The 12234-nt window shown below is 58.9% G+C and carries 13 protein-coding genes; 9 read left to right on the top strand and 4 right to left on the bottom strand.

From position 1 onward, the window contains the following. Positions 1 to 12: 12 nt before the first annotated feature. The 3 genes from L861_RS06680 to L861_RS06670 form a co-directional block, all read right to left on the bottom strand. Positions 13 to 1812, bottom strand: coding sequence for an assimilatory sulfite reductase (NADPH) flavoprotein subunit (locus L861_RS06680; protein ID WP_016415816.1), 1800 nt, complete (start codon positions 1810 to 1812; stop codon positions 13 to 15). Positions 1813 to 1956: 144 nt separating this feature from the next. After that, complete coding sequence (locus L861_RS06675) at positions 1957 to 2394, bottom strand: DUF488 domain-containing protein (RefSeq protein WP_016415815.1); 438 nt, start codon at positions 2392 to 2394, stop codon at positions 1957 to 1959. Positions 2395 to 2455: 61 nt separating this feature from the next. Further along, positions 2456 to 3340 carry a LysR family transcriptional regulator gene (locus tag L861_RS06670; RefSeq protein WP_016415814.1) on the bottom strand — a complete coding sequence of 295 codons (885 nt, stop codon included), beginning with the start codon at positions 3338 to 3340 and terminating at the stop codon, positions 2456 to 2458. Positions 3341 to 3518: 178 nt separating this feature from the next. Here L861_RS06670 and L861_RS06665 point away from each other — a divergent pair, with 178 nt between their 5' ends. The 8 genes from L861_RS06665 to L861_RS06630 all read left to right on the top strand — a co-directional run bounded on the left by L861_RS06665 (position 3519) and on the right by L861_RS06630 (position 11489). After that, positions 3519 to 4772, top strand: coding sequence for an amino acid ABC transporter substrate-binding protein (locus tag L861_RS06665; RefSeq protein ID WP_016415813.1), 1254 nt, complete (start codon positions 3519 to 3521; stop codon positions 4770 to 4772). A gap of 74 nt (positions 4773 to 4846) precedes the next feature. Continuing rightward, positions 4847 to 5719 (top strand): branched-chain amino acid ABC transporter permease, encoded by an 873-nt coding sequence (locus tag L861_RS06660; protein ID WP_016415812.1) that lies wholly within the window; start codon positions 4847 to 4849, stop codon positions 5717 to 5719. Continuing rightward, a complete protein-coding gene (locus tag L861_RS06655) occupies positions 5709 to 6680 on the top strand; it encodes a branched-chain amino acid ABC transporter permease (protein WP_021029130.1) in 972 nt (323 codons plus the stop codon). Before L861_RS06660 ends, L861_RS06655 begins: the two co-directional genes overlap by 11 nt. A 12-nt stretch (positions 6681 to 6692) precedes the next feature. Beyond that, the gene (locus L861_RS06650; protein ID WP_016415810.1) at positions 6693 to 7439 is read left to right on the top strand and encodes an ABC transporter ATP-binding protein; all 747 of its coding nucleotides are present in this window, start codon (positions 6693 to 6695) and stop codon (positions 7437 to 7439) included. Continuing rightward, entirely contained in the window at positions 7436 to 8155 is a 720-nt protein-coding gene (locus tag L861_RS06645; protein ID WP_016415809.1) for an ABC transporter ATP-binding protein, read from the top strand. The genes L861_RS06650 and L861_RS06645 overlap by 4 nt, the downstream gene beginning before the upstream one ends. A 111-nt stretch (positions 8156 to 8266) precedes the next feature. After that, positions 8267 to 9136: a HalD/BesD family halogenase gene (locus tag L861_RS06640; RefSeq protein ID WP_016415808.1), complete on the top strand. Its 870-nt coding sequence runs from the start codon at positions 8267 to 8269 to the stop codon at positions 9134 to 9136. A 9-nt stretch (positions 9137 to 9145) separates the two neighbouring features. Further along, complete coding sequence (locus tag L861_RS06635; RefSeq protein ID WP_016415807.1) at positions 9146 to 10429, top strand: M24 family metallopeptidase; 1284 nt, start codon at positions 9146 to 9148, stop codon at positions 10427 to 10429. 154 nt (positions 10430 to 10583) lie between these two features. Next, the gene (locus tag L861_RS06630) at positions 10584 to 11489 is read left to right on the top strand and encodes a ribose-phosphate diphosphokinase (RefSeq protein WP_016415806.1); all 906 of its coding nucleotides are present in this window, start codon (positions 10584 to 10586) and stop codon (positions 11487 to 11489) included. A gap of 40 nt (positions 11490 to 11529) precedes the next feature. On the opposite strand, the gene L861_RS06625 is transcribed toward L861_RS06630, so the two are convergent. Continuing rightward, the gene (locus L861_RS06625) at positions 11530 to 11733 is read right to left on the bottom strand and encodes a putative motility protein (RefSeq protein ID WP_016415805.1); all 204 of its coding nucleotides are present in this window, start codon (positions 11731 to 11733) and stop codon (positions 11530 to 11532) included. 143 nt (positions 11734 to 11876) lie between these two features. Between L861_RS06625 and L861_RS06620 the strand changes: the two genes are divergently transcribed. Continuing rightward, a complete protein-coding gene (locus L861_RS06620; RefSeq protein ID WP_016415804.1) occupies positions 11877 to 12218 on the top strand; it encodes a zinc ribbon domain-containing protein YjdM in 342 nt (113 codons plus the stop codon). Positions 12219 to 12234 lie beyond the last annotated feature (16 nt).

Genomic DNA, 12234 nt, shown 5'->3' with positions numbered 1-12234 from the left:
GATACCTCCGACTCAATACACGTCGCGTTGGTAACGCTTGGCTTGTTGCAGTTCGCGCAAATACTCCTTGGCGCCTTCTTCACCAAACTTTCCTTCTGAACGGATTACATCGAGCAGGGCACCATGTACATCCGCCGCCATGCGTTCGCCATCGCCACAGACATAGAAGTGCGCTCCTTCTTGCAACCAGGCATAAAGTTCGGCGGCGTGTTCACGCATGCGGTGTTGAACGTAGATCTTCTCCTGTTGATCGCGAGAGAACGCTACCTCCAGATGGGTTAATAGACCCTGTTTGCGCCATTGCAGCATTTCAGCCTGATAGAGAAAGTCGCAGCGGAAGCGGCGGTCGCCGAAGAACAGCCAGTTGCGACCTTTGGCGCCACGCTCCTCGCGCTCCTGCAGGAAGGCTCGGAAAGGGGCGATACCGGTTCCCGGACCGACCATGATGATTGGCGTGTCATCGTCATGTGGCAGCTTGAAGTTCTTGTTGCGGTCGACGTAGATTGGCACCGTGTCCCCCGGCTGCACGCGATCGGCGAGATAGGTCGTCGCCACCCCACCGCGCGCACGACCATGGGCTTCGTATCGTACGATGCCTACCGTCAGGTGTACTTCATCAGCTGCCGCCTCGTAGCTCGAGGCAATGGAGTAAAGGCGGGGCGGTAGCTTGCGCAATGCTTGGGTGAAGGTGTGGGCATCGATCTTCTTCACCGGAAAATGTTCTATCACGTCAATGATATGGCGACCCTCGACCCAGTCGCGCAGCTCGTCACGCGGCTCCTGGTCCATCAATCGGCGCAGCTCGGCAGCATCCGACACCTCGGTCCAGTGTTCGAGGAATGGACGGGTCAAGGTAGTGACCTCGAACTCCGTGAGCAGGGCATCGCGCAGGCTTCGATCCTCACCCAGGGGGGCTTCGGCGTCCAAGCTTAGCTTGTCGAGCAGTTCGTCGACATAGGCGGGATCGTTCTGTGGTACGACACCGATGGCGTCGCCCGGCTCGAAGCTCAACCCGGAGCCTTCTAATGATAGCTCGATATGATGCGTCTCTTTGTCGGAACCGCGCCCATTGAGCACGATCGAGTCGAGCACTTCGGCATGGAAGGGGTGCTTCTTCGAGTAGCTCGTCTGGGGAGCGGCATTGGGCACCGCCACCGCCGAGCCTTGGCTGGCATGGCTTATCGTATCGCTGAATTCGGCATAGCGGTCGAGTACCGACTCGATCCACTGTTCGGCATCCTCTTCGTAGTCGACGTCGCAGTCGATGCGATCATGAATGCGTTGGGCACCCAAGGCCTCGAAACGTGCATCGAATTCCTTGCCGGTTTGGCAGAAGTGCTCGTAGCTGGAGTCGCCGAGAGCAAGCACTGCAAAGCGTGTCCGGTCATCCAGCTTGGGTGCCTTGCGGCCGTGCATCAGCTCATGGAAGCTTTCCGCGGTGTCGGGTGGATCGCCATCGCCCTGGGTACTGACCACCACCATCAGGTTGCGCGGTTCCTTGAACGCTTTCTTGCCGGCATCGGCCATATCGAGTAGACGGACATTGAAGCCTCTGGCTTTGGCGCGATCGCTGGCCAGTTCAGCAACACCTTCAGCGTTGCCAGTCTGACTGCCATAGAGCACAACGATTTCCGCCGCCTCGGGTTGCACAGGCGCGGTGGCTATCTCCCCTTGGTGTGCTCCCAGAGCAGCAAGATAGCCGCTTAGCCAGGTCAACTGGTGGGCGTCGAGTCCTTCCAGTGCATCGTTGAGTCGCTTGGCCTGTTCGGCACTCAGAGGACTATTGGTGTCGAGCAGGGAACCTCGGGCCATCTAGGTCTCCTCTCGCGACAAAAACACGACAAGCCGCAGTCGTTCAGCTGAGTCGCGTGATTCACTCTACCTACATGGCGTATAGGCTAGGGGGTCCGAAAAAGAAATAAAAATTATATATAACGCTTCTTATATTCCTTTGGGTTATTTATTGGAATCCTCGAAACGCTCGGCATAACAAGGTGGCGAACTGACGTCGCGGCCATTAGCCTGGCGGTCTTCTTCAGCCAGTGCCTCGAGGATCGCTTCGCGCAGGATCGGAAGATGCGACTCTTCCAGGTCGCGGGTTGCCGAAAGCAGCGTCAGGCGCCCCTGGCGGGCCAGACGCATCAGCGGAATCAGACAGTCCTTGGCATCGGCCATTTCCCAGCGATAGCGGCGGACGAATACCGGACGGCTGATATTGCCCTGGTGCCAGTCGCGGCGCAGGGTATTCGAAGGAGAGGCATCGCGGTACCAATCACTCAATGCCAGTGTCTCGCGTCGCTTTCCACGCGGCCACAAGCGATCGACCAACACCCGTGCACCATCATCGTCACTTGCTTCGCTATAGACACGCTTGAGTTGGATATCATAAGCCATGCGTCATACTCTTCGCTGGGCCATACACTTTTCGCTGGATCGTACCGAGCCAGAGACAAATTTATGATTCTTTGACAACGTATTCTACACATTCCAGCGATTTGGTACCGGTGACGATCGTTTCCAAGGCATTGCAGAATGTCGTGAAGGCCTCGCTCGAGTGCCCGGGGGCGCGGTGCATTTCGATCTCTACATGGCCCAGCGGTGGCAGTCCTTCATCTTCACTGACGATGCGACAGCCTTCCGGCACGCTGCGTGGTGTTTTTACCGTCAATGCCAGACCGGCTTGAACCGGCAGGTTGATCCCGGTGGGGGACTGGCTGGAATAGCGCACGTCCCAACCTCGATCCGCTCGTCCCAGGGCGGCGAAGGCATGGGCACGGAAAATGCAGCCTTCGGGATTCAACGCCAGTGGCAAGGTCTCCCAGTCGAGAGGTGATTTATCGGTGGCGACCACCCACACCAACGGCTCACGGCCCAGAAGCTGGCCTGACTGGGTCGGCATGTGGCGAATTGCCAGCACTGCATCAAGCAGGCCTTCCTGAAAATCGTGGACCAAGGCAGTGCTAATATTGCAGATCACTTCCAGCCTTACCGTAGGGAAGCGTTCGGCGAAATAGGGCAACAATTCCGGCAAATAGGTACTGGCCTGCTCTTCCGAGGTCCCCAGGCGGATCAACTCACTCTGGCGATCAGCGCCCATGACTCGCTTGGCTTCGCCCTGTAGCTTGAGGATATGCCGCGCATAGGGCAGCAAACGACCGCCCGCTGCCGTCAGCACCACACTACGGCTGGTGCGTTCGAACAGGCTCTCGCCCATCTGGTCTTCCAGTCGTTTGATCTGCAGGCTGATCGCGGACTGGGTACGGTGTAGAACCTTACCGGCGGCACTGAAACCCTCACACTCAGCCACGGTAACGAAGGCTCGCAGTAGATCGGTATCCATGATTCATGAGCTCCTGAAATGGATTTTGCTCTAATCATTTGTTCTGATTATCAAACTGGGTCGATTGTTTTGTCCACCGTCCCTAAATTCAATCTCTGCTATGTTGTTCAGAACACGTGTTCCGGCATCTCCCGTGTGACCAAAACAAAGACAATCGTGACTTTTCGGGGAGGTTGGCATGACTGACAAGATCTCTCGCAGGCGCTTCCTCAAGGGTTCTGCCTATGGATTAGGAGCGCTGACCTTCGGTGCACCGGCCATTCACGTTCACGCACAGGAACCTACCATTCGCTGTGGTGTGGTGACCTCGTTGTCAGGGGAGAACCGCTTCGGTGGTAACCTCACCCGGCGTGGCTATGACCTGTGGGCGGAAGAAATCAACAAGCTGGGCGGGGTGGAGATCAATGGCGATCGCTACCGGGTGGAGATGTTCTATGGCGATGCCCAGTCGCGTCCCGCTTCAGGAGCCGATGCTGCCGAGCGCTTGATCATTCGCGATGAGGTCAGCGTTCTATTCGGCCCCTACACATCCGGGGTGACGTTGGCCGTGCAGCCTATCTGTGCCAAGTACGGTGTACCGATGATCTCGGGGTCGGCGGAATCGCCAAACGTCTGGCTGGAAAAACCGCAATTCAATTTCGGCATGATCCCTGCCGTGGATCACACGGCGGGCAGCTCCATCGGTGTCATTGCCGAAGCCACTGGGGCTGCTTCGGTAGGTGTGGTCGGTGTCGATGAGCCTTTCTCCAAGGAGACTGCCGAGGGCTTTCGCAACGGCGTGAACAATGCTGGCCTCGAGCTGACGCGTTTCGAGCTGTTCCCGGCCAATGCCGATCTGACGCCGATCGTTTCCAATCTCAAGTCCGACAATCCCGATCTCGTGGCGGTGGGAGGGCACGAAGAGGTGTTGATCAACTTCATCAATACCGCCAAATCGCTGAATTTCCGGCCCAAGGCGATCCTCATGCACTACGGCGTCACTGCGGCGGCTTTCGCCGATCAACTGGGTGCCGACGCCAATGGCGTTCTTGGCATCTCCGTGTGGACGCCAAACCTGCCTTACCGTGACGATCTTTTCGGCACGGCCAGCGATTATGACGAGCTGTCTCACTCCCGCTGGGGAAGCCATCCTGACTACACCGAGGCGGCCTGTTCGGCCAGTGGCCTGGTGCTGCAAGATGCCGCTCGGCGACTCGGCAAGCCGCCGGTCTGGGATCGGCAGGCGCGTCTGGAGTTGGTGGAGGCGCTGGAGGAGACGGATATCGAGACCTTCTACGGGCCGGTCGCCTTCGAGCGGGAAGGCAATCATTACCACAACAATATCCAGCCCGTACCGGTGGTCATCCAGATCACCGAGGGACGCGTCGTACCCGTGGCCCCAAGCGATGCGGCGCAGACGGAGCTGGTCTATCCGCTGCCCGCCTTCTCCTGATCGATGACATACCCGGCCCTCTACCCAGCGAATTTCCCGGGTGGTGGGCCGGCCATCCCGGGGGAGGGCGATAGATGGACGTACTACTCCAGGCGCTGCTGAACGGCATTCTGATCGGCGGCATCCTCATCTGTCTGACGGTGGGGTTTCAACTGACCTTCGGTGTGCTACACGTCATCGACTTTGCCGTTGGCGGGTGGGTGATGCTGGGCGGTTATGCTGCCTACTGGGCTAGTCGTCTGCTGGGCATCGACCCCTTCATCAGCGTGTTCTTCGTTTTCGCGCTCTTCACCCTGATCGGCTGTGCACTTGGTCCGCTGATCTACCATGTGCGAACCAGCCGTTATGCGCGTCCCGATCTCATGGCCCTGGCCTTCACTTTCGGCATCTTCATCATGATGCGTGGCGGTGCACTTTGGCTGTGGTCCTTCGACAGCCGCAGTGTCGGCTCGGTGTTGTCTGGCGCCTCGTTCTCGCTCGGCCCGGTGACTGTTCCGTTGTTGCGGCTGTCGGCCTTCGGCATGGCATTGCTGTTGGGCTTGGGACTATTTGTGCTGCTGTATCGCACCCGCTTTGGGCTGGCAGTGCGGGCGGTTGCGCAAAACCGGGATCACGCCGGGCTGATGGGAGTCGATGTCAAACGCGTCTCGGCCTATGTCTACGGCATCTACACCGGCATCACGGCATCGGCAGGGGTGCTGCTGGCCACCATCTATTCGGTGAATCCCGAAGTCGGGGTGCGCTACACGTTGTTTGCTTTCTTCGTGGCGGTGCTTGCCGGGCTGGGATCGGTGGGAGGCGTGCTCGTGGCCGGCCTGGTCCTGGGGCTGGTGGAATCTTTGGTGGGGACCTACGTGGGAACCCGCTACTCGTTGCTGGTGGTCTTCGCGACCCTCTATCTGGTCCTGCTCATCTCACCAAAGGGGATTCTCCAGCGTGGTATCTAAGCTTAGCCGGTCTCGGTTCTCAGGCGTCCTCGCCTCGTTCGTGGGGTTGGTCATACTGGCCGTATTGCCAGGATTCGTCGATCCCTATTCTTTGCGTATCGTCACCGGCGTGCTGATGTGGGCGGGGCTGGCTTGCGCCTGGAATATCGTGGGTGGCTACGCTGGTTATATCAGCTTCGGCCATTCCGCCTTTTTCGGCATCGGTGCCTATGTGACTGGCATCCTCATGCAACGAGACCTGGGGATACCCTTCCTTGCCACACTACCCTTGGGGATTCTCGTTGCCGTTGGTGTCGCCGCGGCCATTGGCGGGCCGACCATGCGCCTGCGTGGCGCCTACTTCGCCATCGCCACCTGGGCATTCGCCGAGATGCTGATGCAGGTGGCCATCATACTCGACATTACCGGAGGCACCGCTGGCCTCTCCCTGCCGGCCTATCTCAATGAGTTCTTCTTCTACTACACCATGCTTGTCGTCGCCCTGCTGGCCTATCTCGGTACCTGGTATCTGCTTGAGCGGACCCGCTTCGGTTTTCGGCTCAAGGCGCTTCGGGACCACGAGCCCGCCGCCGAGGCCATGGGTATACACACCACTCTGGTCAAGGTGCAGGCTTTCGCGCTGTCCGCCGGCATTACCTCGCTGTTCGGCAGCATTTACGCTTATTGGGTCACCTTCATCGATCCTCGCTCGGTGATGGGGCCGGAAATTACCGACCAGATGGTGGTCATGGTCCTGCTGGGTGGCCTCGGTACGGTCTGGGGGCCGGCACTCGGTGCCACCGTATTGTGGCTGATCAATCGCTATATCTGGTCCGAGCTTGGCGATACCACCATCTACCTGCCGATCCTCGGGCTGATCATCGCCATGATCGTGCTGTTTCTTCCCAACGGCCTGATCAGCCTGTTGCCGGGCGGTCGGCGGGGTGGTGGGCTGATGGGGCGCTTGTTGCGCAAACTATAAAGAGGGGATGCCATGCATGCTGACACCGCACGTCAGACGATAAGCCGTTCGCCGCTGGTTCTCGAGGGGCTGGTCAAGAACTTCGGCGGTGTCACCGCCGTGGCTGGCGTCGACCTCGAGGTGGCATCGCGAGAGGTGGTGGGCGTCATCGGCCCCAATGGCAGCGGCAAGTCAACCCTGTTCAATCTGATCGCCGGCATGCTGCCCATGGATGAGGGGCGGGTCTGGCTCGATGGCAAAGAGGTGACCGGTCAGCCGGCATGGCGTATCGCGCGTGCCGGACTGGCCCGGACCTTTCAGATTCCCTCGTTGTTCGACAATATCAGCGTGCATGACAACCTGATGGCGGCCGCCGTCGAGAGTGGTGACTGGAAGCGAGCGCCGCACCGGGCCAAGGAAACCATGGAGATGTTGGAGATCTCCCATGTGGCGGATAACCTGGCCTCGGAGTTGTCCGGTGGGCAGCAGAAACTCTTGGAGTTCGGGCGGGTATGCATGCGCGACCCGAGCGTCATTCTGCTCGATGAGGCCACCGCCGGCGTCCACCCGAATATCCGCCGCATCATGCTGGAAGCGATTCGTCGGGTACGCGATAGCGGTGCCACCTTCCTGGTGATCGAACATGACATGGAGATGGTCCGCGAGATCTGCGATCGCATCGTGGTGATGGATGCGGGGCAGGTCGTCGCCGAGGGCAGCTTCGATGAGATTGCCGATAACATCGAGGTGCAGAAGGCCTATCTGGGGCGGCAGGTATGAGTACGGAATTACGTGTCACAGACCTGGTGACCGGCTATGGCAAGCAGGAAATCGTCCACGGGGTGTCGATGGCGGCACGCTCGGAGGAGGTCACCTGTGTGTTCGGCCCCAACGGCAGTGGCAAATCGACGGTGATCAAGGCCATCGCCGGACTGCTGCCCGCCTGGAGTGGGCGGCTGTACCTGGGGGATCGCGAGCTTACCGGTCTGGCGGTGCATGAGGTGGTGCGCCGGGGTATCGTGATGATGCCCCAGGGCGGTGGCGTTTTCCCGCGTTTCACGGTGATGGAGAACCTGCGCATGGGGGGCTACTCCTTGCGCGACACGTCCTGGGTGGAGGATCGCATCGAAACTCTGATTGGCGATTATCCAAGCCTGCAGCGCCGACGTCATGTCGCAGCTGGGTCGCTGTCGGGCGGTGAGCAGATGATGGTCGCCATCGCCCGAGCCTTGGTACCGAATCCTGCCTTTGTGCTGCTGGACGAGCCTTCCGCGGGCCTGTCCCCAGCCCTTGTCAGTGAAACCATGACCCGGGTGAAAGGGTTGCGTGAGCGTGGTATCGGTGTGGTCATGATCGAACAGAATATCCGCGAGGCGCTACCCATTGCCGACCGTCTCTATATTCTGGCCGGAGGGCACCAGAAGTTCGCCGGGACCGCTGCTGATATCCAGGACGATCGACACCTCATGTCGCTGTACATGGGTGGCGATCAATGAGTGCCTGCAATTCATGTCATCTTAACCATTCATTTCTATTATCGTCCTTCGCTCACTACGCTGACCATACATTCTCGACAATCAGTGTCTCCTTAGCTAGGAGCGAAGACGATGCATGCCAAGCATATCACCTCGCTGCAGGGGCTCATTGACCTGGAAAGCTACCCATTACATGACCTGGATGGCGGCACTGGGCAACGCTTGATCGAGGACTGTCGCCGACAACTCGCCGAGGGTGGTTGCGTAGTGCTCAAGCGATTCATCCCCGAACATGCCCTGGGCCGACTCGAGCGCGAGACCGAGCGGCTATCCCCGGAAGCTCACTATAACCAGACCGAGACCAATCCCTACAACAGTGATGCCGACCCAAACCTTCCTGCCTCGCATCCCAAGAACCGTTTCGCCGATCGTACCAACGGTTTCGTCGCCGGTGACCGCATCGGAGGTGACACTATCATTCGCCAGGTTTACGAAAATGGCGAGTTCCAGCGTTTCATTGCCCGTGTGGTGGGGATGGAGGAGATTCACGAATACGCCGATCCGCTGGCCGGCCTGGTAATCAACGTGCTGCGCGAAGGATGTCAGCACCCGTGGCATTACGATACCAACGAGTTCATCGTCACCATGATGACCCGTCGCTCCCATGGCGGAGGGTGCTTCGAATACGTACCCGGTATCCGTAGTCCCGAGGGAGAGAACTATGCCGAGGTCGAGCGCGTCATCGATGGCGACCGTTCACGGATCAAGTCGTTGGACCTGGAGCCAGGCGACTTGCAGATCTTTTTCGGGCGCTATTCGTTGCACCGAGTAACCCCAGTGAAGGGAGACAAGGAGCGCCATACCGTGATCTTTGCCTACACCAAGGAACCAGGTTTCATCGGTCGCCCCGAGCGTGCTCTGCGTATCTTCGGCCGCATGGCACCCATCCATGAGCAATTGCTGAAGGAAGGGCTGCGGCGAAGCGACAATCTCCAGGACTGAAGGATTCCCATGAGCATCGTAGATTTCGACATCCTCTCCGACGCCGAGCCCGACAAGATCCCGGTGGTACCCTCGGCGCCCATCGGCAACGGCGATAGCATTCCCACTGCCTTCGACCCCAGGCAATTGCGCGCCGGACGTCTGGCCCGGCTACGTGCAATGATGGCCGAGCAGGGCTATGCCGCGGTGGTACTGTTCGACCCTTACAACCAGCGCTATGCCACTGGCTCGCGCAACATGTTCGGCTACTTTTTGCGCAACTCCACGCGTTATCTCTACGTGCCGTTGGACGGACCGGTGATCCTGTTCGAGTATCCGGGCAGCGCTCATGTCTCGACCTGGCTCGAGACCATCGATGAAGCGCGCACCTCCAAAGTGGTGTGGTCGGCGGTCAACCAGCGCGATAACCTCTCGAGTGACCCTTTTGGCGTGGAAATCGCTGAGCTGGTCGAAGCCCATGGCAAGGGCAACAAGAAGGTAGGACTCGATCGCTGCGCGCTCAACCTGGCCCGTGCCCTGGAAGCCCAAGGGCTAGAGGTGTTCGATTGCATGCAGGACACCCTGCATTGCCGCCGGATTAAAAGCCCAGAGGAGATTGCCTGTCTGGCCCAGTCGATGGCAGGCAGCGAAGCCGCCGTGGCCGAGGTGGAGGCTGCGATCAAACCCGGCCTCAGCGAGAATGAGTTGTTTGCCATTCTCTACGGTGAGGTGATTCGGCAAGGTGGCGAGTTCATCGAAACCCGGCTGTTGTCCTCCGGACCGCGTACCAACCCCTGGTTCCATGAGGCCAGCGATCGAGTGATTCGTCCCGGCGAACTGGTCGCGCTCGACACCGATACCATCGGTTGTCACGGTTACTACTCTGACTTCTCGCGCACCTTTCATGTCGGCCCCGGCAAGCCTAGCGGCTATCAGCAGAGCCTCTACCGGATGGCGTATGAACAGGTACATCACAACATGGCGATCCTCGCGCCTGGTATGAGCTATCGCGAGATCGCTGAAAAGGCCTGGAAGATTCCCGAACGGTTCCTCGACCGCCGCTATCCCTCGATCATCCACGGCGTGGGCATGCACGGCGAGACGCCACTGATCGCGCACCACATGGACTTCGATCGCTTCTCCAAGGACGGCGTATTGGAGCCGGGCATGGTAATGTCGGTGGAAAGCTATATCGGTGAGGTTGGCGCCGCCGATGGTGTCAAACTGGAAGAGGAAGTGCTGGTCACCGACACCGATATCGAGAAGCTCTCGCGCTACCCGTTCAACGAAGCCCTGTTGGGGCGTGAGCTGTAGACTCTCGCGCGAACTGGCCATTCACGCGTAGTCTTGCGTTCAATCAAATGACGCCTTTCCGGGACACTGCTAGGATGGAGTCATCTGTCACTCTAGTGACACGGAGCCGGCATCCGTGCCGGCTCACCCTGCATGGATAGCTGTGGTGAGAAAGATGACGACCGTTCTGCTTCATTTTGACGATGAGACCGCGCCCGCCCAGCGCTTGGCCGAGGTGGCTGCACTCGACACCGCCCAGGTCGAGTATCACCGTTTCCCTGACCAGGAACTGCGCCTTACGCTGCCGTTCCACGAATCAACACGTATCCCATCGACACTGGTGATCTATCGCAGCCTCGACCGACCCAACGACAAGCTGGTGGAGCTGTTGCTGATTGCTCGTCATGCCCGGCAGCAGGGTATAAAGCGGCTGATACTGGTAGCGCCGTACTTGGCCTACATGCGTCAGGACATCGCTTTTCATCCTGGTGAGATCGTCAGCCAGTCGATCGTCGGTGGATTTCTCGGCGAGTTATTCGATGCCGTGATTACCGTGGACCCGCATCTGCATCGTATCGATCGTCTGGAAGAGGCGATCCCCACTGAATATGCCATTGCACTTTCCGGTGCCCTGCGGTTGGCCGAACTAATCGCCAGGAAGCGCCACAATGCCTTGTTGATAGGGCCGGATGCTGAATCCGCCCAGTGGGTAGAACATGCAGCCGCCGTTACCGGTCTCGACCACGGTGTGTGTCGCAAAGTACGCCATGGTGACACGCAAGTGGAAATCGAATTGCCCGGTATTGACGTTTCCGGCCGCCATGTCGTGCTGATGGATGACGTGGCAAGTTCCGGTCACACTCTCGCCCGGGCCGCTGAACAGCTCCTCGTCGCTGGGGCCAGCTCGGTAGATGTTGCCATCACTCATGCATTATTTGCCGGCGAGGCCATGGAAGTGATCAAGAGCGCCGGGATCGGTGAGGTGTGGAGTACTGACTGCATCGTCCATCCCAGCAATGCCATAGCCATGGCGCCACTGCTTGCTGACGCGCTGGGCCAGGTACTGGCCGAGCTGTCATGAGAACGCTCAGCCCGGCATAAAGCCGGGCTGAGAGGGTCGATCAGGCGTAGGTATTGATCTGCGTGCCCACGTTGCCCTCGCTGGCTAGGCGCGACTGGGTGGTTGCCGATTCCATCAGGGCGTTGACCTGGGTCTGTTGGGTGTCCAGGGCTTCCCTGAAGATTTGCATCTGAGCTTGTTGGAGGGTCTGCGCCTGTTGCATGACCAGTGATGCACTGACTGCACTATTGACGGCTGGATCCATATTTGATCTTCCTTATTCATGTATCAGTGAAACAAACCTACCAGCCAGGGGAAAGAAGTGCAAAGCCTGGTCGTGAGGTGGTGCCAATGGTTGATGCGGTGTAGGCTTGCTGCCTTCCGTTTCCAGCCACAGGACTCTGTCCCATGAGCGATCTGCCTAACTGCCCGGCATGTGCTTCCACCTATACCTACGATGACGGTATCCAGTTCGTGTGCCCCGAGTGCGGTCATGAATGGTCGAAGGATGCGGGTAACGATACGCACGAAGGTGAGGCGGTCATTCGTGATGCCAATGGCAATACGCTTGTCGATGGCGATAGCGTTACGGTGATCAAGGATCTCAAGGTCAAGGGGTCGTCGCTGGTGGTCAAGGTCGGCACCAAGGTCAAGAATATACGGCTGGTGGATGGCGACCATGACATCGACTGCAAGATCGATGGTATCGGAGCCATGAAACTCAAGTCCGAGTTCGTCAAAAAAGCCTGACTGGCACCCTGCCTTT

The organism is Litchfieldella anticariensis FP35 = DSM 16096 (assembly GCF_000409775.1).
GTDB classification, from domain to species: domain Bacteria; phylum Pseudomonadota; class Gammaproteobacteria; order Pseudomonadales; family Halomonadaceae; genus Litchfieldella; species Litchfieldella anticariensis.
Note: the sequence above shows the minus strand (reverse complement) of the source record. Positions and strands in the feature narration are given on the sequence as shown.